This window comes from Streptomyces sp. NPDC057623 (assembly GCF_042800355.1).
In the GTDB taxonomy this organism is placed as follows: domain Bacteria; phylum Actinomycetota; class Actinomycetes; order Streptomycetales; family Streptomycetaceae; genus Streptomyces.
In genome coordinates this window covers 1-24,100 of sequence record NZ_JBHVGZ010000108.1, presented here as the reverse complement: position 1 = coordinate 24,100, position 24,100 = coordinate 1, and the positions used below count along the sequence as shown (strand labels likewise).

Annotated in this window: 26 protein-coding genes; 12 read left to right on the top strand and 14 right to left on the bottom strand. The window is 71.3% G+C overall.

Translation table 11 applies throughout. The features are described 5' to 3' along the window. Positions 1 to 154: 154 nt before the first annotated feature. Together ACFU95_RS47785 and ACFU95_RS47780 are read right to left on the bottom strand one after the other, a co-directional pair. On the bottom strand, positions 155 to 925 hold the full coding sequence (locus tag ACFU95_RS47785; protein ID WP_383843114.1) for a transposase family protein: 771 nt from the start codon (positions 923 to 925) through the stop codon (positions 155 to 157). A 40-nt stretch (positions 926 to 965) separates the two neighbouring features. Then, positions 966 to 2,309, bottom strand: coding sequence for an FAD-dependent oxidoreductase (locus ACFU95_RS47780; RefSeq protein ID WP_383843111.1), 1,344 nt, complete (start codon positions 2,307 to 2,309; stop codon positions 966 to 968). A 197-nt stretch (positions 2,310 to 2,506) separates the two neighbouring features. Here ACFU95_RS47780 and ACFU95_RS47775 point away from each other — a divergent pair, with 197 nt between their 5' ends. Further along, complete coding sequence (locus tag ACFU95_RS47775; RefSeq protein WP_383843108.1) at positions 2,507 to 3,010, top strand: DUF6214 family protein; 504 nt, start codon at positions 2,507 to 2,509, stop codon at positions 3,008 to 3,010. Here ACFU95_RS47775 and ACFU95_RS47770 read toward each other — a convergent pair. Together ACFU95_RS47770 and ACFU95_RS47765 are read right to left on the bottom strand one after the other, a co-directional pair. Beyond that, entirely contained in the window at positions 3,004 to 4,245 is a 1,242-nt protein-coding gene (locus tag ACFU95_RS47770) for an MATE family efflux transporter (RefSeq protein ID WP_383843105.1), read from the bottom strand. The two genes, ACFU95_RS47775 and ACFU95_RS47770, sit on opposite strands and share 7 nt — an antisense overlap. 158 nt (positions 4,246 to 4,403) lie before the next feature. Beyond that, entirely contained in the window at positions 4,404 to 5,087 is a 684-nt protein-coding gene (locus ACFU95_RS47765) for a DUF305 domain-containing protein (RefSeq protein WP_383843102.1), read from the bottom strand. A 65-nt stretch (positions 5,088 to 5,152) separates the two neighbouring features. Between ACFU95_RS47765 and ACFU95_RS47760 the strand changes: the two genes are divergently transcribed. Then, positions 5,153 to 6,655, top strand: coding sequence for an LVIVD repeat-containing protein (locus ACFU95_RS47760; protein WP_383843099.1), 1,503 nt, complete (start codon positions 5,153 to 5,155; stop codon positions 6,653 to 6,655). Here the strand turns inward: ACFU95_RS47760 and ACFU95_RS47755 are convergent. The 4 genes from ACFU95_RS47755 to ACFU95_RS47740 all read right to left on the bottom strand — a co-directional run bounded on the left by ACFU95_RS47755 (position 6,643) and on the right by ACFU95_RS47740 (position 9,610). Next, on the bottom strand, positions 6,643 to 7,329 hold the full coding sequence (locus ACFU95_RS47755; RefSeq protein WP_383843096.1) for a TetR/AcrR family transcriptional regulator: 687 nt from the start codon (positions 7,327 to 7,329) through the stop codon (positions 6,643 to 6,645). The two genes, ACFU95_RS47760 and ACFU95_RS47755, sit on opposite strands and share 13 nt — an antisense overlap. A 150-nt stretch (positions 7,330 to 7,479) precedes the next feature. Then, positions 7,480 to 8,211: an HAD family hydrolase gene (locus ACFU95_RS47750; protein WP_383843093.1), complete on the bottom strand. Its 732-nt coding sequence runs from the start codon at positions 8,209 to 8,211 to the stop codon at positions 7,480 to 7,482. Between the two features lie 75 nt (positions 8,212 to 8,286). Further along, positions 8,287 to 8,958 (bottom strand): phosphatase PAP2 family protein, encoded by a 672-nt coding sequence (locus ACFU95_RS47745; RefSeq protein WP_383843090.1) that lies wholly within the window; start codon positions 8,956 to 8,958, stop codon positions 8,287 to 8,289. A 112-nt stretch (positions 8,959 to 9,070) separates the two neighbouring features. Continuing rightward, on the bottom strand, positions 9,071 to 9,610 hold the full coding sequence (locus ACFU95_RS47740) for a DUF5134 domain-containing protein (protein ID WP_383843087.1): 540 nt from the start codon (positions 9,608 to 9,610) through the stop codon (positions 9,071 to 9,073). Between the two features lie 154 nt (positions 9,611 to 9,764). On the opposite strand from ACFU95_RS47740, the gene ACFU95_RS47735 reads away from it, so the two are divergent. Together ACFU95_RS47735 and ACFU95_RS47730 are read left to right on the top strand one after the other, a co-directional pair. Then, entirely contained in the window at positions 9,765 to 11,279 is a 1,515-nt protein-coding gene (locus ACFU95_RS47735) for an FUSC family protein (RefSeq protein WP_383843084.1), read from the top strand. After that, positions 11,276 to 11,812, top strand: coding sequence for a MarR family winged helix-turn-helix transcriptional regulator (locus ACFU95_RS47730; protein WP_383843081.1), 537 nt, complete (start codon positions 11,276 to 11,278; stop codon positions 11,810 to 11,812). The genes ACFU95_RS47735 and ACFU95_RS47730 overlap by 4 nt, the downstream gene beginning before the upstream one ends. Before the next feature lie 37 nt (positions 11,813 to 11,849). Here ACFU95_RS47730 and ACFU95_RS47725 read toward each other — a convergent pair whose 3' ends face one another. After that, positions 11,850 to 12,614 carry a VOC family protein gene (locus ACFU95_RS47725; RefSeq protein ID WP_383843078.1) on the bottom strand — a complete coding sequence of 255 codons (765 nt, stop codon included), beginning with the start codon at positions 12,612 to 12,614 and terminating at the stop codon, positions 11,850 to 11,852. Between the two features lie 237 nt (positions 12,615 to 12,851). Continuing rightward, positions 12,852 to 13,244, bottom strand: coding sequence for a VOC family protein (locus ACFU95_RS47720; protein ID WP_383843075.1), 393 nt, complete (start codon positions 13,242 to 13,244; stop codon positions 12,852 to 12,854). Positions 13,245 to 13,315: 71 nt separating this feature from the next. Here ACFU95_RS47720 and ACFU95_RS47715 point away from each other — a divergent pair, with 71 nt between their 5' ends. Next, a complete protein-coding gene (locus ACFU95_RS47715) occupies positions 13,316 to 13,867 on the top strand; it encodes a GNAT family N-acetyltransferase (protein ID WP_383843072.1) in 552 nt (183 codons plus the stop codon). A gap of 21 nt (positions 13,868 to 13,888) precedes the next feature. Here the strand turns inward: ACFU95_RS47715 and ACFU95_RS47710 are convergent, their stop codons facing one another. Then, entirely contained in the window at positions 13,889 to 14,572 is a 684-nt protein-coding gene (locus ACFU95_RS47710; RefSeq protein ID WP_383843069.1) for a glycerophosphodiester phosphodiesterase, read from the bottom strand. 403 nt (positions 14,573 to 14,975) lie between these two features. Between ACFU95_RS47710 and ACFU95_RS47705 the strand changes: the two genes are divergently transcribed. Genes ACFU95_RS47705 through ACFU95_RS47695 form a run of 3 tightly spaced genes read left to right on the top strand, consistent with a single transcriptional unit; the run spans position 14,976 to position 18,240 of the window. After that, positions 14,976 to 16,373, top strand: coding sequence for a DUF6421 family protein (locus tag ACFU95_RS47705; RefSeq protein WP_383843067.1), 1,398 nt, complete (start codon positions 14,976 to 14,978; stop codon positions 16,371 to 16,373). A gap of 41 nt (positions 16,374 to 16,414) precedes the next feature. Then, positions 16,415 to 17,164, top strand: a complete 750-nt coding sequence (locus ACFU95_RS47700; RefSeq protein WP_383843064.1) for an SDR family NAD(P)-dependent oxidoreductase — start codon at positions 16,415 to 16,417, stop codon at positions 17,162 to 17,164. After that, positions 17,161 to 18,240, top strand: coding sequence for a threonine aldolase family protein (locus ACFU95_RS47695; RefSeq protein WP_383843061.1), 1,080 nt, complete (start codon positions 17,161 to 17,163; stop codon positions 18,238 to 18,240). The genes ACFU95_RS47700 and ACFU95_RS47695 overlap by 4 nt, the downstream gene beginning before the upstream one ends. 30 nt (positions 18,241 to 18,270) lie before the next feature. Here the strand turns inward: ACFU95_RS47695 and ACFU95_RS47690 are convergent, their stop codons facing one another. Continuing rightward, positions 18,271 to 19,644 carry a hypothetical protein gene (locus tag ACFU95_RS47690; RefSeq protein ID WP_383843058.1) on the bottom strand — a complete coding sequence of 458 codons (1,374 nt, stop codon included), beginning with the start codon at positions 19,642 to 19,644 and terminating at the stop codon, positions 18,271 to 18,273. A 207-nt stretch (positions 19,645 to 19,851) separates the two neighbouring features. On the opposite strand from ACFU95_RS47690, the gene ACFU95_RS47685 reads away from it, so the two are divergent. Then, entirely contained in the window at positions 19,852 to 20,424 is a 573-nt protein-coding gene (locus tag ACFU95_RS47685) for a transglutaminase domain-containing protein (RefSeq protein ID WP_383843056.1), read from the top strand. 76 nt (positions 20,425 to 20,500) lie between these two features. Here ACFU95_RS47685 and ACFU95_RS47680 read toward each other — a convergent pair whose 3' ends face one another. Together ACFU95_RS47680 and ACFU95_RS47675 are read right to left on the bottom strand one after the other, a co-directional pair. Further along, positions 20,501 to 21,235: a lysophospholipid acyltransferase family protein gene (locus tag ACFU95_RS47680; protein WP_383843053.1), complete on the bottom strand. Its 735-nt coding sequence runs from the start codon at positions 21,233 to 21,235 to the stop codon at positions 20,501 to 20,503. Positions 21,236 to 21,423: 188 nt separating this feature from the next. Then, positions 21,424 to 21,840 carry a DUF4395 domain-containing protein gene (locus tag ACFU95_RS47675; protein ID WP_383843050.1) on the bottom strand — a complete coding sequence of 139 codons (417 nt, stop codon included), beginning with the start codon at positions 21,838 to 21,840 and terminating at the stop codon, positions 21,424 to 21,426. A gap of 76 nt (positions 21,841 to 21,916) precedes the next feature. Between ACFU95_RS47675 and ACFU95_RS47670 the strand changes: the two genes are divergently transcribed. From ACFU95_RS47670 to ACFU95_RS47660, 3 genes are all read left to right on the top strand, one after another. Continuing rightward, complete coding sequence (locus ACFU95_RS47670; protein ID WP_383843047.1) at positions 21,917 to 22,330, top strand: TlpA family protein disulfide reductase; 414 nt, start codon at positions 21,917 to 21,919, stop codon at positions 22,328 to 22,330. 209 nt (positions 22,331 to 22,539) lie between these two features. Beyond that, positions 22,540 to 23,049 (top strand): flavin reductase family protein, encoded by a 510-nt coding sequence (locus ACFU95_RS47665; RefSeq protein WP_383843044.1) that lies wholly within the window; start codon positions 22,540 to 22,542, stop codon positions 23,047 to 23,049. A 242-nt stretch (positions 23,050 to 23,291) separates the two neighbouring features. Then, positions 23,292 to 24,080 carry an electron transfer flavoprotein subunit beta/FixA family protein gene (locus ACFU95_RS47660; protein WP_383843041.1) on the top strand — a complete coding sequence of 263 codons (789 nt, stop codon included), beginning with the start codon at positions 23,292 to 23,294 and terminating at the stop codon, positions 24,078 to 24,080. Positions 24,081 to 24,100 lie beyond the last annotated feature (20 nt).

Sequence of the window (24,100 nt, the reverse complement as noted above, 5' to 3'; positions counted from 1 at the left end):
GCTGATGATCGCTGCACGAGTCGCGTTCCCCACCACACAACCATGATCAACGATCAAGGACGCGACGTCTCACCGCTTACCGTGCACGAGCTCGTAAAGCGTGTTGCAGAAGGTCGTGATTTTGCAGGTCAGGGCCCGATCACGGCTGTTGTGATCACGCGGCCAGAGCGAGGTTGTGCATGTGGGCGACGGCTTGGACCGCGTGGTGGAGGCCGTCGCCGTGCTGTCGGCAGTCTCGGAGGATCTTGTAGTTCTTCAGCCGGCCGATCGCATGCTCGACCCGCGCACGGACCCGGCGATGCTCCGCGTTGTCGGCTTCCTCACCGGCCATCAGGGGTCGGCCGGGTCGTTTGCGGTGCGGGACGATGAGGCCGGTGTTGATGTAGGCGCCGTCGCCGAGCACGGTGATGCCCTGGCACTGGTCCGGCAGACCTGAGTTGCGCCACACGTGGGCATCGGCTTTGTTGCCCGGGGCCGGGCGGGCGGTGGCCACGACCAGGCGTGTGTCGGCGTCGATGATGACCTGCACGTTCGCGGAGAACCGGTAGTTGCGGCTCGAGGCACCGACCTTGCGGTCGCGGACCGGGACAAGCGTGCCGTCCACGATCCACAGCCGGTCCGCGGCATCGGCGGGGCGTGAGGCCGGCTCGAGCGCGAGGAGGGGCCGGAGCCGTTGGATCACCCTGCACACGGTGGCCGGCGAGACCCCGAACAGTGGCGCGAGCTGCCGCATCGTGAGGTTCGTGCGGTAGTAGACCGCTACCACCAGCACCCGGTCGGCAAGCGGCAGACACCACGGCCGTCCGATCCGCGGCCCATCGCCACCCCGCTCCCGCACCACCTTCAACAACCGCTCGAACTGCCTCATCCGCAGCCCCGTAAACGTCTCCACCCACAACGGATCAGCCCTCAACACCCCACGCATACAAGGGAAATGCCCAGATCACGGCCTTCTGCAACGCGCTTTAGGGGGCGCTGTCGTGCGCGGCGGTCAACAGTGACCCCCAGTCGGGGAGCTTGACCACACCCCTGCCCAGCGACGCCCCCAGTTCCGCCTCCGCCCGCTCGATGGCGCACCAACCCGTCCACTCGACCGGCTCGATCCCCTCGGCGCGCAGCGCCGCGAGCGGGTCGGCGCACCGTTCCTCGCGGACGAGTACGGAGGCGTCCTCCAGCAGCGAGGTCACCGTCTCCTTGGCGTCGGAGCGGTTGGTGCCGATGACGCCCGTCGGGCCCCGCTTGATCCAGCCGGCCACGTATTCGCCCGGCGCGACCAGGCCCTCGCGCAGGACGCGTCCGGCGAGGTGCGGCACCGTGGCGGTCGCCGGGTCGAACGGGAGTCCCTCCAGCGGCACTCCGCGATAGCCCACCGAACGCAGCACCAACTGGGCCCCGACGTCCTCGTACCGGCCCGTGCCCGTCACCCCGCCCTGTCCGTCGGGCGCCGTCCGTTCGCAGCGCACCGCGCCCACGCGCCCCGCGTCGGCGAGGAGTTCGACGGGGCGCAGGAAGAAGCGCAGCCGGATGCGGTGGCCGGCGTTCAGCGGCGGGGCCTCGGCCCAGCCGCGCAGCACCTCGATGTTGCGGCGCTGCGGGGCGGGCAGCCCGGTGGGGTCGGCGTACGCCGGATCCAGCGCCAGCTCCGCGGGATCCACGGTCACCTCGGTGTCCGGCAGGGTGCCCAGCTCCCGCAGCTCCTTGGTGGTGAAACGGGCCTGCGACGGGCCGCGCCGCCCGACCATGCTGACGTCGCGCACCCGGCTCGCGGCGAGGGCGGTGAGCGCCCGCTGCGGCATGTCGGTGGGGGTCAGCTCGGCCGTGGCCCGGGCCAGCATCCGTGTGACGTCGACCGCGACGTTTCCGACGCCGATGACGACCGCCGACCGCGCGCCGAGCACGAATCCGTCGTCGGCGGCGTCCGGATGGGCGCTGTACCAGGACACGAACTCGGTCGCCGACCAGCTGCCGGGCAGGTCCTCGCCGGGAATCCCGAGGTGCCGGTCGGTGGCCGCGCCGACGCAGTACACGACGGCGTGGTACAGCGCCGGCAGCCGGGTGGCCGGCACCCCGCCCGGGCCGATCTGGACGCCGCCGAGGAACCGTACCCGCTCGTGCTCCAGGACGGCCCGCAGATTGTTCTGGAGGGACTTGATCTTCTCGTGGTCCGGCGCCACCCCGTACCGCACCAGTCCGTACGGGCACGGCAGCCGGTCCAGGACGTCGACGACCACGTCGGGGTCCTGCTGTACGAGGCTCTGGGCGGTGTAGCACCCGCTCGGTCCGGAGCCGACGACGGCGACACGCAGCACGGCGGAACTCCTTGTCCGGAGATCTTCAGGAGTCGCTCCCGAGTCCAGCATCGCACCGCTGCCGCTCCGCTGACAGGGTGCAGTGCGTCGTACGGGACGCGTTTCGTTCGTATGGAATGTGATCATGCGGTTACGTTGCGTGTGTGCTGGAAGCATCCTTTCTTAATCTTTCCGATCGCCTCGCGACGGACGGCGCCGTGTCCGTGTGGCCCGCGTGGGAAGTGCGGGACGGCACCGGAGCCACGGCGTGGTTCGGGGTCCGGCTGGAGTTCGGCGACGGCGCCCATGTCGACGCGGTCGCCGTGGTGTCCGAGGGGTGCGTCTCCATCGAGGACGTACGCGCCGAGCCGGCGCTCTCCCTGGACGACCTGGCGGCGCTCGCCGACTGGATCGAGGATCCGCTGTCGCAGGCGTGCGGGATCGGGGTCGCACCCGACGGCCCCGGGCCGGACGGCGCCGATCCGGACGACACCGGACCCGACGGCGCCGACGCCGGGTCGTGCCTGGCCGGGTCGGGCTGGCCGCGGGGCGTCGAGGGGCAGTGGCTGGTGGCGCAGAAGTACCGCGCGGCTCAGGAGCAGGGCACCGACCCCGTCCTCGCGGTGATGACCGCCACGGGGTACGGCCGCCGGAAGTCGCTCAGGCTGATCGGCCAGGCCCGCGACGCCGGCTTCCTGACGCGGCGGCGGGCCCGTCACTGAGCGGGGCCCCGGTTGCGCAACGCCCCGGCCGGGTCCGTCGGCGCTCCGGGGCCGCCGGAGGAGGCGCTCGCGCCGACCCGTGCGCTGTGGGTGCGGAAGGAGACCGACTTCGTCACCGCCTGGAGGAGGTTCGCGCAGGCCAGCGCCGCCCACAGGGCGGTGAGCCCGCCGGCCTCGGCCACCGGGACGGCCACCGCCGCGAGGGCGCCGAACCACACGGCGGTCGACACGAGGCTCGGCGTGGTGCGCTTGAGGCCGATGAGGGCGAACCCGGCCACCGCCTGAAGGGCGTCGGTGACCACCACCAGCAGGACCAGGGGAAGCTGGCCCACCACCTGAGGGCGCAGGGCCGCGTCCGAGGTGAACAGCGGCACGACCGAGTGCCGCAGGAGCAGCAGAGCGGCACCGAGCACGGCGACCGCGCCCAGTGTCAGACCGACGCCCGCCCGCAGGCTTCGCCGTAGGCCCGCCACATCACCGGCGCTCGCGTAGCCGGCGGTCAGCGGAACCATGGCCTGACCGACCGCAACCGCCACGGCGAACATGACGTTCACCAGTGACTCGGAGACGCTGTGGACGGCCGCGCTGTCCGTGCCGACCCGGGCGGCGGCGAACGTCAGCACGCCCAGCACCGCGAACTTGATCAACACCGTCCCCGCCAGCGGGATGCCCACCGCCGCCAGCCGCAGCATCTCGCGCGGATCGGGCCTGCCGGGATGGAGCGGGCGACCGGCCAGAACGGTGCGACGGCGCAGGGTGCTCCGGTTGACCCACGCGCCGACCAGGGCGGCGGCGAGCATGGCGACGCCCGCCCCGGTCAGGCCGTACCCGGGGAGGGGGCCGGGTGCGCCGACCAGCAGGACCGACAGCGTGACGGACGTGGCGGTGCTCAGCAGGCCGGCCCGCATCACCTGGGCGCTGTGGCCCAGGGCCACCAGGACGGAGGTCGCCGACTGGCCGAGGGCGACGAGCAGCACGGTCGCCGCCAACAGCCAGGGAAGGACGCCCAGTTGGCCCAGTACGGCAGCGGGCACCCCCACCGCACCGCCGATCAGCGGTACCGAGGCGACGGCCGCCGCGCACACCCCGCCCACGACCGACGCCAGCCACATGGCGTTCCGCACGATCGGCAGCAGCGCGTCCGGCGCGCTCTTGCAGGGCACGACGAACGGCATGACCCCGCGCAACGCGCCCGCGACGGTCGCGGTGGCCGGAGCGAACACGGCGACGGTCACGGCGAAGGCCGCGAGCGAGGCGGTGTCGTGCCGTCCGAGGAGCGCCGTGTCGACGAGTGCGCCCGCCGAGGCGGCCAGGGTGCTGAGACAGAGCGGCAGTGCCGCCCTCGCGATGACGGAAAGGGCGTTGCCACCACTCGCGTTCGGAAAACGCGCGGTCAGAGCATGTCCCGCATCCGCGTGATCTCGCCCGTCTGCTGGGCGACCACCTCGTCGGCCATCTCCTCGATCCGGATGTTGTTGCCCTGCCCCTTCACGTCGGTGGCCATGGTGATCGCCCCGTTGTGATGGGTGATCATCAGGGTGAGGAACAGCTGGTCGAAGGCCTTTCCGCGCGCGGCGCCCAGCTTCTTCAGCTGGGCTTCGGTCGCCATGCCGGGCATCGAGGCGTGCTCGTGGCCGTCGGTCTTCCCGGACTTGCCGTTGTTCTTCAGCCAGCCCTTCATGGCGGTGATCTCCGGGCCCTGCGACGCGGCGATCCGTTCGGCGAGTTTCCTGACCCTCGTCGACTCGGCGCGGTCCGGGGCGAGTTCGGTCATCGTCAGAGCCTGGGTGTGGTGCTCGATCATCATCCGCGCGTAGGCGACGTCCGCGGAGTTGGGGGAGTCGTCCTCGGCGCGCTGCCGTGCGGCCTCCTCGGCGGACAGCATCCGGTTCGACTCGCCGGGCTTGCCGGGCGCGATTACCGAAGGCCCGCCCTGCGCGGCGGAGTCGGGATCGGATCCGGAGTCGCAGCCGCCGAGCACGAGCGCGGTCAGGGCGGCCAGTGCGGCCGTAGCGAAGCGCGCCCGGCGGTATGGCGCGTTCGTTACATGTTCATCACCCGCTCTTGAAATGTGCATGGTGAAGACCATACTCGGGCGTGCGTGGACCGCTCCAGTGCGAACAGCACCAGGGAGGAAAAACAGTGATCCTGTTCAGAAATCCCCGAACGCGGCGCAGACGCCTGGGAGTTGCGGCTGCCGCCGCCGGGCTCCTCGCCGCACTGCTCACCGCGCAGCCGGCCGTCGCGACCCCCGACCCGGGGGACGGCCCCGTCGCGGAGCAGGAGGTCTCCGAGAGCACCCGGGCCGAGGTGCGCGAGGCCGTCGAGGACGGCGAGATTCCAGGCCGGCACGAGATCGTCCACTCCGACAACATCCAGCACCTGGCCCATGTCCCCAAGGACGTGCTCCAGGGCACGAACTCGGACCTGGCCTTCCAGGGCAGGTACGCCTTCGCGGGCAACTACGACGGCTTCCGCATCTTCGACATCAGCGATCCGAAGGCGCCGAAGACCATCGCCCAGGTCCTGTGCCCCGGCTCGCAGAACGACATCTCCGTCTCCGGCGACCTGCTGTTCCTGTCCACCGACTCCTCGCGCAGCGACAGCAGTTGCAACAGCACCACCCAGCCGGCGACCGAGAAGTCCTCGTGGGAGGGCATGAAGGTCTTCGACATCAGCGACAAGAGGAACCCCAGGTACGTCGCCGCCGTCGAGACCGCCTGCGGCTCGCACACCCACACCCTGGTACCCGAGCGCAGGAACGTCTACGTCTACGTCTCCTCGTACTCGCCGAACGCCGCATATCCCGACTGCCGGCCCCCGCACGACGGCATCTCCGTCATCAAGGTGCCGCGAGGCGCCCCCGAGAAGGCGGCGGTCGTGGGCTTCCCGGTGCTCTTCCCCGGCGAGGGCCCGGACGGCGGCGGCAACCCCGGTGGGCCCACCAACCCGGGCGTCTCCAAGACCACCGGCTGCCACGACATCACGGTCCTTGCGCACAAGGACCTGGCCGCCGGCGCCTGCATGGGTGACGGCATCCTGTTCTCCGTCAAGGACCCGGAGCGCCCGAAGGTCATCGACCGGGTCCAGGACAACGTGAACTTCGCGTTCTGGCACTCGGCGACCTTCAACCAGAAGGCCGACAAGGTCGTCTTCACCGACGAGCTGGGCGGTGGCGGTGCCGCCACCTGCAACGCGAAGATCGGCCCGAACCGCGGGGCCGACGGCATCTACGACATCGTCGGCAAGGGCGACAAGCGCAAGCTGGTCTTCCGCAGCTACTTCAAGATCCCCCGCCATCAGGCGGACACCGAGAACTGCGTCGCCCACAACGGCTCGCTGATCCCGGTCAGGGGCAAGGACATCATGGTCCAGGCCTGGTACCAGGGCGGTGTCTCCGTCTGGGACTTCACCGACTCGGCCCACCCCGAGGAGATCGCCTACTTCGACCGCGGCCCGCTGACCACGGACACGATCAAGTCGGGCGGCTCGTGGTCGGCGTACTACTACAACGGCTACATCTACTCCAACGAGTACGCCCGGGGCTTCGACGTCCTGAAGATCGACGACCGGCGCACGGCCCCGGCCCGCCGGGTCCACCTGCGCGAACTCAACGTCCAGACGCAGCCGGACTACTTCGACTGATCGTCCGGGCCGCCGGGTGAGGACCCGGTCGCGAAGAACCGCGACAGATCGGTGTCGCACGTCCCGCCGGACACGGCCACCGAGTCCGGCGGGACTCCCAGCTCCCAGTCGAGCCGGTAGCGCCTGAACAGCTCGGCCCGCAGCACCGGCACCGGCATCGGAACCCCGGGCACCAGCGCCGCGTAGACCGCGCCCATGAGCAGCGCGCGCAGCATCGGATAGTCGGTGTCGACGTCCCGTGAGCCGTGTCCCGCGCAGATCTCCCGCAGCAGTTCGGCCAGGCGCCGCTGCTCCGGGCACTGTGCGAAGCCCTCGGCCTGGAGCATCCCCGCCATGTGCTGGCGCATCAGCACCGGCCGGTCCCGGGCGAGACCCAGGATCGCGTCGATGGCCCGGGCCATCCGCTCCCGGCCGTCCTCGGTCCTGGGCTCGCGCTCCAGCGCCTCCTCCAGCGTGCGGTGCATCAGCCGGTGCACGGCGGACTGCACGAGCCGTCGCTTGCCCGGGAAGTAGTACGACACCAGGCCGCGCGCAGAGCCCGCCCGGTCCGCGATGTCCCCCAGCGTGGTCGCCTCGTAGCCCTGCTCGCCGACCAGCTCCACCGCCGCCTGAAGAAGCCGCTCCCGGGAACGCCGCCGCAACTCTTCATTGACCGAGGCGCTGCGCGGGGACATGCTGTAACTCCTGCGTTGACTGGCTGCCAGCCAACTATACTCAGCGCTTCCGGCCCGGCCCCGATACGGCCTGGTCCGGGCTGCCGTCTGCCTCGGGCGACGCGGGGGATCGTCCGAGGCGGATGAGCGTCCCGGGACGGTAGCCGGAGGCTACTTCTTGCGTCGGGGGTCGGTACCGTTCGCCGTCGCGGCGGCGCCCACCAGATCCAGTACCGGCCGCAGCCCGTCAGGTCGCTGCGCGGCCGGCAGATGATCCACGAAATGCACCGCACAGCCCAGGGCCGCCGCGCCGCCGTCGGCCCGGCGGTTGTCGCCGACCATGACCACCTCGCGCGGATCGGCGTCGAGTGCCGCGCAGGCGGCCGCGAACAGCCGGTGGTCGGGCTTCTGGATGCCGTGCTCGTAGGACAGCGCGTACGTGTCCACGTACGCGTCGAGGCCGTGCTCCCGGAACACCGGGCGCAGATCCCAGCCGATGTTGCTGACCACCCCGACGCCGATGCCGCGCTCGCACAGCGTCCGCAGCACCTCGGCGGTGTCGGGGTACGGCATCCACGCCGCCGGTGCCATGTGGCGGTCGTAGAGCAGGTCGTACAACCGCTCGTCGGGGAGCCGTACATGCCGGGCGAGCCCGGTGTACGCGGCCCGGTGCAGCTCCGCGCTCTTGTCCCGCACGCCCCAGACACTCGCGACGTCCTCGGGCAGCCAGGAGGGATCGACCCCGCCGGGCAGCGCTCCCATGGCCTCCAGAGCCTGCGCGGCCTCGGTCAACTCGGCCTCGCCGCACTCCATTTCGGCCTCGGTGAGCGCTCCGCGCAGCCAGGACTCGGTGGACTCGACACGGAAGAGGGTTCCGGAGAAGTCGAACAGGACTGCGGTCATGCTGCGGATCCTACGGGGGCCTCGTCGCACCGCGCGGGAAGATCGCGCGGCTCGCGCACCGGGCCGGCCGTACGGTCAGCCCTGCCGCCGTGCGTGCACGCCGACCGCCAGCACCACGACCAGGGCGCCCAGCAGCCAGCCGCCGACCACGTCCGTGGCCCAGTGGACGCCCAGCCACACCCGGGTCAGCCCGACGCCGGCCACGGAGACCGCGGCCACGGCGACGCCCGTGCGCCACAGGGCGCGTCCGGCGCCGTAGTGGTGCAGGAGCCACAGCAGGAGACCGCAGACCACCGTGGCCGTCATGGCGTGGCCGGACGGGAAGGCCGAGTAGTGGGCGGAGTCGACGGGGTCGGGCCAGACGGGCCGCGGGCGGTCGACCACGGCCTTCAGGGTCTGCTGGACCACCGTGGCGAGCAGACAGGTGGCCACCAGCCACCCGGCCGTCCAGCGCGCCGCTCTGCGCCACACGAGCCAGATCGCGACCGCGAAGGTCAGGATGCGCATCGTCCACGGATCCCAGACCCAGTCCGTCAGGATGCGGAACGCGTGCGTGACGCCGGGTTCGTCGACCGCCCAGCGGTGCGTGGTGTCCGCGACGTCGCCGTCGAGGGTCATCAGCGGGTACCACCGGACCGCGACCAGGGCGAGCAGCAGCGCGGAGCCCAGGGCGAGGGCGCCGGCCCAGCTGGTGGTCCTGCGCTCGGCCGGCGGGCGGGGCGGGGATTCGACGGACTGGGTGTGCATACTGCGATCCTCGCCGAAAGGTGGGGCGAGAGGCCAATGTTGGGGCGGGTTTGCGACGCCTGCCACAGGAGAACCCGCCGTTCCCGGGAGGGAACACCACACGCACAGGGTTTCAGAGAGCCAGCAGCATCGCCACCATGGCGATCCCCATGGACAGCCGGCAGGCCCGCGCCAGCTCCGGACGGTCGCCCCATCCGATGCCCGCGCCGCCCGCCGTGACGGGCACCAGCCGGACGCCGGACAGCAGCACATAGCCCGTGAAGTACAGGAGCAGGGTGCCCGTGACGAGCGGGACGCCGGGATCGCCGTGCCCGCTGTGGCCGCCGGGCGAGGCGGCCATCGTGACCGCCATGTAGACCATCGCCGAGGCTCCCACCAGGTGATGCAGATGGTGCGCGCCCTCTCGCGCCGCCCACAGGGCGTGCAGGGCGGCCGCGCCGAACACGGCCGCGTAGACGGGCCAGGCCCACACCGGCGGTGTGAAGACCGCGGCGGGCACCGCCATGGCGGCCATCCCGAAGCCCATCAGCGCCTCGCCGCCCGCGGCCCGGCGCTGTTCCTCCACGTGACTGCGCATCCGCAGCAGACAGTAGGCCCCGGTCGCCGCACACAGCGCGACCAGCAGCCAGCCGTGCGAAGCCGGTCCGTGCACGCGCACCTCCCCGCTCGACGGTCCCGGACAGTCCGTCGATGCCCCGGCGGTCGGGCGCGCACGCGAGCGCAAGGGTGTACACGGGGAGCATTCGGCGGAGCACAGCAGGTCACGAGGATTCTTTACGAGTAAAACACTTGCTAAGGTAATGGCCATGAAACTGGTGAAGGGTAGGAGCGAGGGCCTTGGCGACCGCCTTCCGCAGCCCGGAGTGCTGCGCCTCGGCCGCCCCTCGGACATCTGGTTCAAGCCGGCCCTGAGCGTGGTCGTCGCCGTGGCCCCGCCCAACCTCGCCCTGCTGACGCTCGGCCGGCTGGACCTGGCGATGTACGCGATGGCCGGGTCCCTGTGCGCGCTCTACGCCCACGACCGCCCCTACGCGGCCCGGGCCCGCGCCCTGGCGTGGGTGGTGCTCGGCATGCTCGGCGGTCTCACCACCGCGCTGGTGACGGCCTCGCTCACCACTGACGGCGTCGTCCTGGTCACCGTGGGCGCGGTGCTGGCCGCCGTACAGAAGGCGCTGTGCGACGCGACCCGCATCGGCCCGCCCGGCAACGTGGTCCTCACCTTCATCAGCTCCGCCGTCCTGTTCACCCCGCAGACCCTGGACCGGATCCCCGGCCACCTCGCGCCGGCCGTCGCGGCCGCCGCCTGGGCCTGGCTCGTCGGCATGGCACCCGGCCTGCTCCGTCCGCACGGCCCGGAACGCCGGGCCACCGCGGCCGCCCTGACCGCGACCGCCGCATGCGTCGAGACGAGCGGTAGGGGTGACACGGTCGGGACCGGCGCGGTCGGGAGCGGCACGGCCGACGACCGCGCCCATGCCCATGCCGCCGCCGGCGCCGCCGTGCGGGCCGCCCGTCACTCGCTGCTCGCCGCCGGCCGCCCCGCCGAGACCCGCGCCGCCCTCGACCGCCTTCTCGTCCGTGCCGAGGCCGCCCTGGCCGCCCCCGCCGACGCCGACCCCGCGCCGCTGCGCGCCTGGGCCCGGCAGGTGCGCGGCAACCGACCCGTACCGGCGGTCGACGGCCCCACCGGCCCCACCGGCATCGGCATCGAACCCGCCCCGCCCCGCGGCCCGTTGTGGCGCCGCCTCGGCCCCCTCGGCCCGCTCGCCGTACGCACCGCCCTCGGCTGCGCCCTCGCCGGATACGCCTCCCTCGCCCTGGGGATCGGCCGTCCGTACTGGGCCCTGGTCACCGCGGCCTCCCTGTACCAGGCCAACCTCACCCTCACCTGGGGCCGCGGCGTCCAGCGCGTCGTCGGCAACCTGCTCGGTGTCCTCCTCTTCGCCGCGCTGGTCCCGCTCGCCCACAGCGGCGAGGTCGCCCTGGTCCTGTGCTGCCTCGCGCTCAACTTCGGTGCCGAGGCGCTCATCGCCCGCAACTACTGGCTCGGCAGCGTCTGCGTGACCCCGATGGCGCTGCTCGTCACCGAGTTCGCCGGGTTCCAGGAACCGGGGCGGCTGATCACCGAGCGGGTCGTGGACACCTTGGTCGGCGCGCTGGTCGGTCTCGCCGCCGCCGTGGCCGTCCCCGACCGGCGGTGGCAGCGGGTCGTGCGCGCCGGACGGACCGTACCCCGTACGCTCGCGGCTACGGGGCGGAGCCGAGGGCCGCACCCGGACCAGCGCACGGGCAGCGACACGACGGAGGGCGTACGGCCATGACGGCGACCAACGGCGGGCCGACCGGGGCGAGACAGGACACGGTGGCCGCCGTGGTCCGGCAGTGGCGGACCGTCCATCCGGACCTCGACACCGCTCCGATGGAGATCATCGGGCGCATCAACCGCTGTGCCGCCCTTCTCCAGCAGGCCGAGGACGCGCCGCTGCGCCGGGCGGGCCTCAGCCGCCCCGAGTTCGACCTGCTCGGCGCGCTGCGCCGCACCGGCCACGAGCTGACCCCCAGTGAACTCGCCCGCGAGACCTTCTCCTCGGGCGCCGCCGTCACCAAGCGCCTCAAGCAGCTCAGCGAGCGCGGCCTGGTCGAACGCAGGGGCGACACCCGCGACCGCCGCGTCGCCCACGTCCGCCTCACGGACGCGGGCCGGGACCTGGTCGACGGCATCCTGCCCGAGCAACTCGCCTACGAGACATCCGTACTGTCCGGTATCGCTCCGCGGGAACAGGGCGAACTCGCGGCGCTGCTGGGCGAGTTGCTCGGCGAGCTGGAGGGGCGGCTGGGGGCGCTCCGCGGCTGACCCGACCGGGGCTCCCCTCACCGGGGCCGAGGCGCCGTCACTTCTCGTCGGCCGCGCGGTACACGCCGAACACGGCCCCCTGAGGGTCCCGCAGCACAGCGATGCGCGGCCCGTCGGGGACGGAGGTGGGCTCCATGAGGACGCTCCCGCCCGCCTCGGCGGCGTCCGCCGCCGTGGCGTCCACGTCCGCCACGGCGAAGTACGGCAGCCAGTGCGCCGGGACCTCGTGCGGGAACTTGTCGTCCATCGTGACCATGCCGCCGAAGTCGACGCCGTCGAGACCCCACTGCGTGTAGTGCTCCGAGGCGTTGACGCTCCAGCCGAACACCGTCGTGTAGAACTCCACGGCCCGCTCGGGCGCACGGGTCAGCAACTCCACCCAGCCCAGCGCGCCGGGCACGCTGAGCAGTCCCGCACCCGGGAACGACCGCGCCTGCCACAGCTGGAGGACCGCACCCGTGGGGTCCACGGCCACCGCGAAGCGGCCCACGTCGAACACGTCCATCGGACCGACCAGCACCGTCCCGCCGGCCTCGGTCACCTGCGCCGCGGCCGCATCCGCGTCCGGCACCGCGAACGACACGTTCCACGCCACCGGCTGCCCCTCCTGGTACAGCGGCGTCAGCGCCGCCACCGCCGCGTCCCCGAGATGCGCGATCGAGTAGCCGCCGGCCTCGCTCCGCGGATCGGTCTCGGCACGCCAGCCGAACAACCCCTCGTAGAACCGCTTCGCCGCGGCCAGATCGCTGGTGCCCAGCTCCGTCCAGCAGGGCCCGTAGGTCACCGGCTTGTCGAGCTTCATGACGTTCCTCCCGCGGGAAAGCCCCCTCCAGCACGCTAAGCCCCGCCCACGGCCCCGGCCATCCGGCCGACGAAACCCGCCGGAGCCCGAAGCCGCCACCGACGTACCCATGACCCCGTAGCGCATCGCATGGCGGCCTCCGAACACCGTTGTCCGACCGGAGGCCCCGCATGCCCGCGCTCCAGCCGTGCCCCCTCCGCCGCGCGGACCGGGGCCGGGAACACCGCCCTGGCCGACTCAGATCCCGGGCCGGTACCGCAGTGGATGATCCGCCGGGACCTCCACCAGGACGATCCGCGTCCCGTCCGGATCGGCGATCCACATCTCGATCAGCCCCCACGGCTCCTTCACCGGCGGCCGCACGATCTCGACGCCCTTGCCCCGCAGCTCGTCGTGCGCCGCCGCCACGTCCGCGACCTGCATCCACAGCTGGACGGCCGCGGACGGTGGGGCCTCGGAGCGGCCGGAGACCTCCAGGAAGCCACCGCCGAGGAAGTAGACGGTGCCGCGCTCCGGCCCCGTTCCGAACTCGCGGTAGACGGCCAGGCCCAGCTGCTCGCCGTAGAAGACACGGGAGCGCTCGGGGTCGGTGGGATGGAGGAGGGTCCGTCCGCTCAGTACGTGCACCATGCAGCCGGATCCTAGCGGCGCGTTACCCTCAGCGGTGCACGCGCAGTGCTTGAGAAGTGGAGAAGAACCCCATGGACACAGCTGTGACCACCGCCGAGGGCGGCCTCACCTTCCGCGACGCCACGGAGGCCGACGTGGACACGCTGGTCGCGCTGATCGAGTCCGCCTACCGCGGGGACTCCAGCCGGACCGGGTGGACCACGGAGGCGGACATCCTCGAAGGGCAGCGGACCGACCCCGACGGCGTGCTGGAGGTCATCAAGTCGCCCGACAGCCGGATGCTCGCCGTCGAGCGGGACGGGGCGGTCGTCGCCTGCTGCCAGCTGGCGCGGCGCGGCGCTCACGCCTACTTCGGGATGTTCGCGGTCAGCCCCGCGCTCCAGGGCGCGGGCCTCGGCAAGGTGATCATGGCGGAGGCGGAGCGGCACGCCGGGGAGGCCTGGGGCGCGACCGAGATGCACATGGTCGTGGTCTCGGTACGCGACGACCTGATCGCCTGGTACGAGCGGCGCGGCTACCGCCGTACGGGACGGATGACCCCGTTCCCGTACGGCGACGAGCGCTACGGCATTCCGCAGCGCGACGACCTGCGGTTCGAGCTGCTGGTCAAGGAGCTGGCGTGACGTTCATGCCGTGACGCGGCTTCAGGCCGTGAAGCGGCCGGTGCGCTTGATCTCCGGGTAGTCGGTCGTCGCGCCGTCCAGTTCCAGGGCGCGTACGAGACGCAGGTGGTCCTGGGTGTTGACCACCCAGCCGATGATCCGGAGGTCCGCCTTGCGGGCCCGCTCCACGACCTCCAGGGTGAGGCGGCGGATGTTCAGACAGACGGTCGCGGCACCGACCGCGACGGCGCGGTCCACGATGTCGGTGCCGTAGCGGCTGGCGATCAGCGCGGTCCGTACCCCGGGCACGAGGCGGGCGGTCTCCGCCACGGCGTCGTCGTGGAACGAGGACACCTCGACCCGGGAGACCAGGTCCCGTTTGATCATCACCTCGGCGAGCGCCCGAGCCGCCGCGACGTCCTTGATCTCGGCCTGCAGCGGCGAGCGCACGGCGTCCAGGACTTCCTCGAAGACGGGCACGCGCTCGCCGCGGCCCGCGTCCAGGGCACGCAGTTCGGCGAGTGTCTTGTCGGCGATCGCGCCGGCGCCGTCGGTCGTGCGGTCCACGTCGGTGTCGTGCATGACGACGAGGGCGCCGTCCTTGCTCAGGTGGAGATCGAGTTCGATGACGTCGAGGCCGGCCTGCTGGGCGGCGACGAAGGAACGGAGGGTGTTCTCGGGTTCGACACCCATGACTCCGCGATGACCGATGGTAAGGAAGTTCAAGGTTCAACTCGCTTCCGTCGACGGGCGGCTCGGGGCTCGCGCAAACCGGAGCGGAGTGTTCGCGCGGCAGATCCGCAGCCTAGTGGCCCGGGCGCGTGATGAACCCCACGTGTACACACGGTTCGCGGCGGTGGACATGGCGTACCTGGAGTCGGCGCCCCGAGGTGGTCACCCTGGCGTGGGCGAGTCCCCGCGGGGATTGACCGACCCGGCGGGCGGCGGCTCCGTCCGGGCCCTCCGTATGCCCAGGCGCGGCCGGAGTATGCGCCATCGGGATGACCGACAGGAAAAAGTGCGGTGACCATGGGGGTGCGCAGGATAATTTCCCGAGTCTCTACTTGCTGGGAGGAACCTCGTGTGTATACGGTCTTCTTACGCGAGGTTCTCCCGTGGAGGATGGGACATGACGGAAATTCTTGTGCAGACGGCTTCGGAGGAGCAGGTTCCTCCCGCGACCAGGGTGGTGGAGCACCCGGCGTGGCCGGTGCTCAAGGATGCCGTGGAGCAGATTCGGCCATGGCAGTCCAAGGACGGGGCGATCGACTTCGAGGCCGAGGGCGCGCCCGAGCGCGCGGACGCCGAGGCCGCCGTACGGCGTGTCGTGGCGGCCGTCGAGGAGCTCTCCCCGCTGCTGCCGCACGACGCCGCCTACCACGAGGCCCTGGTGAAGGATCTGCGCCGCTGGGCCGAGGGCGGCTTCGAGGTGCCCGACTTCCTCGACTCGCTGCTGGCCTTCCAGCCCGCCGCGGGCCGCGCGGACGGCCTCCAGCACATGGTCGTCTTCGCGATGTACACGCAGAACGGCAACCCCGACCGCAACCTCGAAGCGGTCGTGCTGCGCATGGTCTGGCCGGACTGGCTGGCCGAGCTGGAGCGCACCCGCTACGACAACCCGCTGTTCTGCGGCATCAAGTTCGAGGACTTCACGGCCGGCTACGACACCAACTCCGCCGTCCTGTTCCCCGAGACGATCGCCGTGCGCGAGGCGCCCGAGCGCTTCAGCTGGGGCGGCATCTTCTGCGACCGCGAGGCCGCCCGCTTCCGCCGCGTCACCGACGCCGCCGTCGACATCCTGGGCCTCGACCTGCCCGAGGACATCGCCGCGATGGTCCACGACCAGAAGCGCTGCGAGGAGGCCTTCGTCCTGTGGGACATGGTCCACGACCGCACCCACAGCCACGGCGACCTGCCGTTCGACCCGTTCATGATCAAGCAGCGCCAGCCGTTCTGGATGTACGGCCTCGAAGAGCTGCGCTGCGACCTCACCGCCTTCAAGGAGGCCGTGAAGCTCCAGTCGGACGGCGTCCCGCAGGCCCGTGACGTGCAGTACGCGGTGCTGTTCGACCGGATGTTCCGCTTCCCGGTCACCGGTGAGCGCGTGCGCAACTACGACGGCCTCGGCGGCCAGCTGCTCTTCGCCTACCTGCACAGGCACGACGTGATCCGTTGGACCGACAACAAGCTCCACATCGACTGGGAGCGCGCCCCGCAGGTCACCAACCAGCTGTGCGCCGACATCGAGAACCTGTACCGCGACGGCATCGACCGCCCGAAGCTGGTCCACTGGTTCGCCGGATACGAGCTCGTCTCCACCTATCTCGCCCCGCACCCGGGCTCGCGCTGGGCCAAGGGCCCGGACGCCCTGGACCTGACCCAGCCGCCGCGCAAGCTCGTCGATGACGTGCTTCCGGACGAGTTTCCGCTGAGCATGTTCTATGAGGCCCTGTCCAAGAAGCTGAAGAACGTGATCGCCTCCACCCGGGGCATCACGGCGGACAGCGCCGAGCGGATCGCCGCGTGAGCGACCGCGGTACCCAGAACACTGCTCAGGAGGCGAGGAACATGGCGGGGAACGGAGCTCTCAGCGGTGCGGTGATCGCGGTGGCCGGCGCGGGCGGACCCGCGGGCCGGGCGGCCCTGCTGCGGCTGGCCGAGGCGGGGGCGACCGTCGTCGCCGCCGACAACGATCCCGAGCGGCTCGCGGAGGCCGTGGACGCGGCCCGCTACGCGTCGGGCGGCGCGACGGTCACCGGCGAACCCGTCGACCTGCTCGACCTCCAGTCCACCAGGGACTGGGCCGACCACATCGAGAAGGACTTCGGCCGCGTCGACGGCCTGGTCCACCTCGTCGGCGGCTGGCGCGGCAGCGAGACCTTCATCAAGACCAGCCTCGACGACTGGGACTTCCTCGAGCTGCTGCTCATCCGCACCGTGCAGCACACCTCGCTGGCCTTCTACGAGGGCCTCCAGCGCAGCGACCGCGGACGCTATCTGCTGATCAGCGCCGCCGGCGCCACGAAGCCGACCGCGGGCAACGCCTCGTACGCCGCCGCCAAGGCCGCCGCGGAGGCATGGACGCTCGCGCTCGCCGACGCCTTCCGCAAGGCCGGGGGCGCCGAGGAGCTGACGTCCGCGGCTGCCATCCTGGTGGTGAAGGCGCTGGTGCACGACGCGATGCGCGCCGACCGCCCCAACGCGAAGTTCGCGGGCTTCACGGACGTCAAGGACCTCGCCGACGCTGTCGTCGACGTCTGGGACAAGCCCGCCGCAGAAGTGAACGGAAACCGCCTGTGGCTGACCGAGAAGCCGTGAACCCTCCGAAGGCTGCTTTTACCCAGGCTCGTCGTCACCATGACCCGGACGTCCGCGGTTTCGCCAGCGACAACTACGCCGGGGCCCACCCGGAGGTGCTCGCCGCTCTGGCCCTGGCCAACGGCGGGCACCAGGTGGCGTACGGCGAGGACGACTACACCGAGAACCTCCAGCGGATCGTCCGCAGCCATTTCGGCGCCACGGCCGAGGCGTTCCCGGTCTTCAACGGCACCGGCGCCAACGTCGTCGCGCTCCAGGCGGTCACCGACCGCTGGGGCGCGGTGATCTGCGCCGAGAGCGCGCACATCCACGTCGACGAGGGCGGTGCCCCCGAGCGGATGGGCGGCCTGAAGCTGCTCACCGTGCCGACGCCCGACGGCAAGCTCACCCCCGAGCTGATCGACCGGCAGGCGTACGGCTGGGACGACGAGCACCGGGCGATGCCCCAGGTCGTCTCGATCACCCAGAGCACCGAACTCGGCACCCTCTACACGCCGGACGAGATCCGCGCGATCTGCGACCACGCCCACGCGCACGGCATGAAGGTGCACCTGGACGGCTCCCGGATAGCCAACGCCGCCGCCTCGCTGAACGTGCCCATGCGGACGTTCACCAACGCGGTCGGCGTCGACATCCTCTCCCTCGGCGGCACCAAGAACGGCGCCCTGTTCGGCGAAGCGGTCGTGGTCCTCAACCCGGACGCCGTCAGCCACATGAAGCACCTGCGCAAGCTGTCGATGCAGCTCGCCTCCAAGATGCGCTTCGTGTCGGTGCAGTTGGAGGCCCTGCTCGCCAAGGACCTGTGGCTGCGCAACGCCCGCCACGCCAACGAGATGGCCCAGCGCCTCGCCGAGGGAGTGCGCGCCGTGCACGGCGTGGAGATCCTCTACCCGGTGCAGGCCAACGGCGTCTTCGCCAAGCTGCCGCACGACGTGAGCGAGCGGCTTCAGAAGCGGTTCCGGTTCTACTTCTGGGACGAGGCGGCGGGCGTCGTGCGCTGGATGTGCGCGTTCGACACGACCGAGGACGACGTGGACGCCTTCGTGGCGGCGCTGAAGGAGGAGATGGCGCGCTAGCCGTCCCCTCCCCGCGGCCGCCCGCCCGGCTCAGCCGTTGACGACGATCCGCGCGCTGTTGTTGCGCAGGTTCGGGTCGAACTTCCTGATGGACAGCTCCGGGTCGTCGTTGAGGGTCTCGACGGTGGTGCGTGCCCCGCGCACCACCTCGTCGATCCGCAGCCGCACGTCGAACGCGTGGGACGCCCCGTCGTGCAGGTAGATCGGCGTCCGGCAGAAGTACGTCGTCGCGGCCGGCCCCTCTTCCTCGGACGGCGGCTGGTCCCAGCAGTCCCCGTCGGGGTCGAGGACGACCGTGGTGCCCTGCGGCGCCTGGAACCGCACCGTGGCGACGGCCGCGCCCGCACCCAGCGACGCCACCCACGCCGGACCCCGGTTGTGGACGGTGACGCGTGCGGTCACGGTGTCCCCGGCGGCCCCGCGCACCTTGCCTCCGGTGAGCTTCAGGTCGGCGCTGTTCCTGGCGTCGAGCATGACGGCACGGTAGTTGTCCGACAGATCGAGGTCCTCGTCCCCGGCTGCGGCCCGCCGCGCCGCCACGGGGCGCAGATCCAGCTCGGGGCCCGTGCCCGGGGCCCACGTCTGCCCGCCGCGGGCCTCTTCGAGGGCCTTGTCCGAATACGGCAGTACGGAGTGGTCGAACCGCTCGTACAGCGCGTCGCGCCGCACCCGCAGCGCGCTCGTCAGCTCGTACCGCTCGCCCGGAGCGACCGCCTCGTCCAGCACGCACAGCGCGGACGTACCGGTGGCGTGGTCCCGGTACTCGCAGTTGGAGTTCCGCTCCTTGAACCGCAGCCCGTAGGACGCGTTGACCCACAGCAGCGTGCGTGCCACGGCGCGGTTGCCGTTGTTGCCGACCGTGGCCCGCACCCGGGTGTCCGTGCCGGGCCTGAGGTCGCGCTGGACCGCGGCCTGGCTGAGTCCGAGGTCCGGACCGTCGCCCAGGGTGACCAGGGTCTCGACCGGGTAGGCGGTCAGCTCCCCGGCGTCGGCCGAGTAGCGCACCTGCCCGGACGCGCCGAGGTCCGCGTCCGGCAGCGCCCGCAGCCCCAGCAGGGCGGCCCCCACGCTGTCCGTCCCGGCCGGCATCCCGGCGAAGTCGCAGGCTGCCTTGACCGCCGACTCGGGTACGCAGTTCGCGGGCCACGACACCTGTGCGAACGCGGCGATCCCGGTCGCGTCCACCGTCAGCCGGCCGGCGGGCACCGCGTTCTCGGTGTTGTCGTGAGTGACCCGCACCTCAAGGGTGCGCTGGGACGTGCCGCCGTCCGCGCCCGGCGCGGGCAGTACCGTCTCGGACGGCACGCTGATCCACAACTGGTCGGACGCGGCGGGCACGGGCCCGGCCCCGACCGCGGCCAGGGCACAGCCGGCGAGCGTGGCTCCGAGCAGACGATGCTTCATGACTTCCCCCTTGTCGATGAGCGGTCGGTGACCGAGACCCGTGGGACGGGGGAGGGGTTGTGGTCGGGGCGGCTGGTTGCGGCGATGTTCGGCCGTTCTTCCGGAGACGGGTGTCCACGGCATCCACCACAACGCTCAGTGCATAGATATGCGTTGATCGGAAAGTTGATTGACTCGCGCCGATGCCGCCGCCTACGCTCTGCTGCCATGCAGATGATCCAGGAAACCGCTGACCTCTCCGCCTACTTGGCAGCTGACGAAGTCATCGACCATCACCACCCGCTGGTCCGCGAGACAGCTGCCAGGCTCACCGACGGCGTGGCGGACTCGTATGAATATGCGCGGGCGGCGTTCGAGTTCGTGCGGGACGCCATCCCGCACTCACAGGATTCCGGCGATCTCCGTGTCACCTGGCGCGCCTCCGACGTTCTGGAGCAGCGCACCGGCATCTGCTACGCCAAGGCCCACGCACTGGCCGCGCTGCTGCGGGCCGAGGACATCCCGACCGCGCTGTGCTACCAGAAGTTCGAGGAGGTGCACGGCCTGGTCGCCGTCCGGTTCAACGGTGCCTGGCACCGGCAGGATCCACGGGGCAACAAGCCGGGCGTGGACGCCCGGTTCTCGCTCGACGGCGAGCGGTTGGCCTTCATCCCCGACCCGGACTCCGATGAGCTGGACTATCCGGTCCTGTACGCCGCACCCCACCCGACCGTGCTCGACGTTCTCAAGGCGGCCCCCGACCGCCCGCATCTGTGGCGGACGCTCCCCGCCGCACTCTGACGGCTGGACGGAGTCCAGCGCGACCCGGACGGCGGCCGCGGCCGACCGGCGGCGCACCGCGGCACTGCCGCCGGCCCTATCCGGCGGAGCTCTCCGAGGCGCGCACCTGCTCCGGCGTGGGTGCCGTACCGCCGAGGTGGGCCGGCATCCACCAGGTGTCGCCGGCGTCCTTGGGGCGCACCGGATAGGCGCGCTGCGCGGCCTCCAGAAGCTCCTGGACGCGCTCGCGCAGCTGCCGGGTGATCGCACCGGCGTACTTGTCCTTGGACGCCTCGAGCGCCTCGCCGACCCGGATGGTGATCGGGGTGTGGCTGCGCTTGAAGTTGCGCGGGTGCCCCTTGGTCCACAGGCGCTGCGTGCCCCACACGGCCATCGGGATCAGCGGCACGCCGGCCTCCTGGGCCAGCCGGGCGGCGCCCGACTTGAAGCTCTTCAGCGTGAACGACTGCGAGATCGTGGCCTCCGGGAAGACCCCGACGATCTCGCCGGAGCGCAGCGAGTCCAGCGCGTGGGCGTACGCCGCCTCACCCTGCTTGCGGTCCACGGGGATGTGCTTCATGCCGCGCATCAGCGGACCGGAGATCCTGTGCCGGAACACGGACTCCTTCGCCATGAAGCGAACGAGGCGCTTCTGCGGGAGCGCCGCCAGGCCGTTGAAGACGAAGTCCAGGTAGCTGATGTGGTTGCTCACCAGCACAGCGCCGCCCGAGCGTGGAATGTTCTCCGACCCCTTGCAGTCGATCTTGAGGTCCCACGCCTTGAACAACGTCTGGGCGAAACCGACGACGGGACGGTAGACAAGCTCTGCCATGGACGGGGTGGACCCTTCCTTCTGCGCCTGGGAAGGAAGCTCCCAGTGGGAAAGTTACGCAGCCGTAGGTTTACGGCATGTCGCAGATCGTGCCCCAATAACGGCCGAGGGCCAAGCCCAAGTGCCGGGGAACGGCGAGATCCTCGTCACGTCGGCCCCTTGATCCACCTCGGTCTTTTGTGCCGCCTTTACCCGGCGCGCACCGCCACCCGCCGCACGAGCAGGTACATCTCGCAGCCCAGGCAGTACCCGAACACGGCGTTCAGGAAGGCGGCCGCGAGCGCGGCCCCGGTGGCGGCGAGCCCCAGCCAGTCCGGCCCGAGGGTGTAGCCGACCAGCGCCAGGCCCGCGAAGACCAGCCCCACCGCCTGCGCGAACCGCGGCGGTTCCGGCGCCTCGAAGTCGGTCGGCGGCCCGATCCGGGGTCGTACCGCCCTGCGGAACAGCCAGCCGTACGGCGAACGGCTCACCCCGCCGGCCGCGCCCAGCGCGAACGCCAGCGTCTGCCAGGCCAGCAGCCAGACGCTCCCGGTGACCAGCACGACCGCCAGCACCACGGTCGTCACGGCCGCCCCGAAGCGCGGCCCTCTTGCGTCGATGTCCATGAATCAAGCATTCCGCACAGGAAACGCTTCAGGGGCTCGGGAATCTTTGCAGTCTCGTGAAGGGTTGAGGACGGTGATGACCGGACTGGTGGTGTGCGTGGTGGTGCTCGCGGCGGCGAGCGCCTACGGAATGCTGCATCGGCGGCGGAGCGGGAGAGTACGGGTGCGCGGGCGGGACGACGGAAAACGGCTCGTGGCGGCCGAGTTGGGCGGGGAGCTGGGCGCACGCGCCACCCTCGTGCAGTTCTCCAGCGCCTTCTGCGCACCCTGCCGGGCCACCCGGCGAGTGCTCGGCGAGGTGGCCGGCATGGTCCCCGGCGTGACCCACGTCGAGATCGACGCCGAGGACAACCTGGACCTCGTACGCCGGCTCGACATCCTCAAGACGCCGACCGTGCTGGTCCTCGACGCCGACGGCAACGTCGTCCGGCGGGCCACCGGTCAGCCGCGCCGGGCCGACGTGATCGCGGCGCTGGGCGAAGCGGTCTGAGGGGCCGTGATGCCGAGGGTGAGTCATCTCCCACATCCCGGAACGCACTTGACTGTGCGCACCACCTATCGTCAACCTGACCTGATGCCTGAGGAACTCCTTCTCTTCGGACGGGCCCACGTCGATCTGGCCCGCACCGCGAGCGCGCGCTGTCCGGGCTGTTGAACAGCCGCGGGTCCGCACGTCTCCCCTCGCAGAAGGACAACTCCATGACGGCCACATCCGGCCTCGGTACCCCTCAGCTCGCCTCTCCCGACCTGCTCCGCTCCGTCTTCCGGCGTCATGCCGCGGGAGTGGCCGTGATCACCGCCCGCGGTGAGGCGGGCCCGGTCGGGTTCACCGCCACCTCTGTCACCTCCGTCTCCGCCGAGCCCCCGATGCTCTCCTTCGGTATCGGTGTCGGCGCTTCCAGCTGGCCGGCGATAGCCGCGGCGGACCACGTCGGTGTCCACATACTCGGCGAGCACCAACAGGACCTGGCCGCCACCTTCGCGCGCAGCGGCGCCGACCGCTTCGGTCCGCCCACCGCCTGGGGTGAGGGCCCCGAAGGTGTCCCGGTCCTCGACGACGTTCTCGCCTGGACGGTGTGCCGGGTGGTGGGACGTGTGCCCGCCGGCGATCACTGCATCGTGCTGGCCGAGGTCGTCCTCGGCGACTCCGGCGGGCCGGGGCGTCCGCTGGTGTACCACCAGGGCCGGTTCAACGGCCTGCGTGACTGAGCTCACCGGACGGATGTGACCGAACCGGCCGTCCGCTGTTCTGCGAAGCCGTCGGTTTCCGATTACGCTGCGTTGCAAAGGTCACAGTTCAAAGCGCTTGCTTAGCGGGAACGAACTGGGTGTACTGACGAGTAATATTTCGCTCGGGGCGCAGGTCGCCCCGATCGGGATCAGCCGCTTGGGGCGCCTATGCTGCCTGCAAGTAGGCAGCAGAGAAATGTCGACGCAGTAGGAGAGCCGGCGTGAGCTTGAGGATCGTTGTCACCGTGAAGTACGTGCCCGACGCCACTGGCGACCGGCACTTCGCCGATGACCTGACCGTCGACCGGGACGACGTGGACGGTCTGCTTTCCGAGCTCGACGAGTACGCGGTCGAGCAGGCGCTGCAGATCTCCGAGAACTCCGACGACGACGTGGAGATCACCGTTCTGACGGTGGGCCCGGAGGACGCCAAGGACGCGCTGCGCAAGGCGCTGTCCATGGGCGCGGACAAGGCCGTCCACGTCGAGGACGACGACCTGCACGGCACCGACGCCCTGGGCACCTCGCTGGTGCTGGCCAAGGCGATCGAGAAGGCCGGCTACGACCTGGTGATCTCCGGCATGGCCTCCACCGACGGCACCATGGGTGTCGTACCGGCCCTGCTCGCCGAGCGCCTGGGCGTCCCGCAGGTCACCCTGCTGTCCGAGGTCTCGGTCGAGGACGGCACGGTCAAGGGCCGCCGGGACGGCGACGCCGCCTCCGAGCAGCTCGAGGCGTCCGTGCCGGCCGTCGTGTCGGTCACCGACCAGTCGGGTGAGGCGCGTTACCCGTCCTTCAAGGGCATCATGGCCGCCAAGAAGAAGCCGGTGCAGTCCTGGGACCTGTCCGACCTCGACATCGAGGCGGAGGAGGTCGGCCTGGAGGGTGCGTACACCGTCGTGGACGGCGCGGCCGAGCGTCCGGCCCGTACCGCCGGCACGATCGTCAAGGACGAGGGCGAGGGCGGCAAGCAGCTCGCCGAGTTCCTCGCGAGCCAGAAGTTCATCTAAGGGTCCGCCGGCCCGCAGAG

What these genes read in the sequence shown, in the direction of transcription:
- ACFU95_RS47675 (WP_383843050.1), bottom strand. Translation starts at nt 21,840, where the DNA reads ATGGACATCGACGCAAGAGGGCCGCGCTTCGGGGCGGCCGTGACGACC.
- ACFU95_RS47745 (WP_383843090.1), bottom strand. Translation starts at nt 8,958, where the DNA reads ATGCACACCCAGTCCGTCGAATCCCCGCCCCGCCCGCCGGCCGAGCGC.
- ACFU95_RS47755 (WP_383843096.1), bottom strand. Translation starts at nt 7,329, where the DNA reads ATGTCCCCGCGCAGCGCCTCGGTCAATGAAGAGTTGCGGCGGCGTTCC.
- ACFU95_RS47700 (WP_383843064.1), top strand. Translation starts at nt 16,415, where the DNA reads ATGGCGGGGAACGGAGCTCTCAGCGGTGCGGTGATCGCGGTGGCCGGC.
- ACFU95_RS47680 (WP_383843053.1), bottom strand. Translation starts at nt 21,235, where the DNA reads ATGGCAGAGCTTGTCTACCGTCCCGTCGTCGGTTTCGCCCAGACGTTG.
- ACFU95_RS47725 (WP_383843078.1), bottom strand. Translation starts at nt 12,614, where the DNA reads ATGAAGCTCGACAAGCCGGTGACCTACGGGCCCTGCTGGACGGAGCTG.
- ACFU95_RS47690 (WP_383843058.1), bottom strand. Translation starts at nt 19,644, where the DNA reads ATGAAGCATCGTCTGCTCGGAGCCACGCTCGCCGGCTGTGCCCTGGCC.
- ACFU95_RS47765 (WP_383843102.1), bottom strand. Translation starts at nt 5,087, where the DNA reads ATGCACATTTCAAGAGCGGGTGATGAACATGTAACGAACGCGCCATAC.
- ACFU95_RS47750 (WP_383843093.1), bottom strand. Translation starts at nt 8,211, where the DNA reads ATGACCGCAGTCCTGTTCGACTTCTCCGGAACCCTCTTCCGTGTCGAG.
- ACFU95_RS47685 (WP_383843056.1), top strand. Translation starts at nt 19,852, where the DNA reads ATGCAGATGATCCAGGAAACCGCTGACCTCTCCGCCTACTTGGCAGCT.
- ACFU95_RS47730 (WP_383843081.1), top strand. Translation starts at nt 11,276, where the DNA reads ATGACGGCGACCAACGGCGGGCCGACCGGGGCGAGACAGGACACGGTG.
- ACFU95_RS47720 (WP_383843075.1), bottom strand. Translation starts at nt 13,244, where the DNA reads ATGGTGCACGTACTGAGCGGACGGACCCTCCTCCATCCCACCGACCCC.
- ACFU95_RS47670 (WP_383843047.1), top strand. Translation starts at nt 21,917, where the DNA reads ATGACCGGACTGGTGGTGTGCGTGGTGGTGCTCGCGGCGGCGAGCGCC.
- ACFU95_RS47705 (WP_383843067.1), top strand. Translation starts at nt 14,976, where the DNA reads ATGACGGAAATTCTTGTGCAGACGGCTTCGGAGGAGCAGGTTCCTCCC.
- ACFU95_RS47665 (WP_383843044.1), top strand. Translation starts at nt 22,540, where the DNA reads ATGACGGCCACATCCGGCCTCGGTACCCCTCAGCTCGCCTCTCCCGAC.
- ACFU95_RS47715 (WP_383843072.1), top strand. Translation starts at nt 13,316, where the DNA reads ATGGACACAGCTGTGACCACCGCCGAGGGCGGCCTCACCTTCCGCGAC.
- ACFU95_RS47785 (WP_383843114.1), bottom strand. Translation starts at nt 925, where the DNA reads ATGCGTGGGGTGTTGAGGGCTGATCCGTTGTGGGTGGAGACGTTTACG.
- ACFU95_RS47735 (WP_383843084.1), top strand. Translation starts at nt 9,765, where the DNA reads ATGAAACTGGTGAAGGGTAGGAGCGAGGGCCTTGGCGACCGCCTTCCG.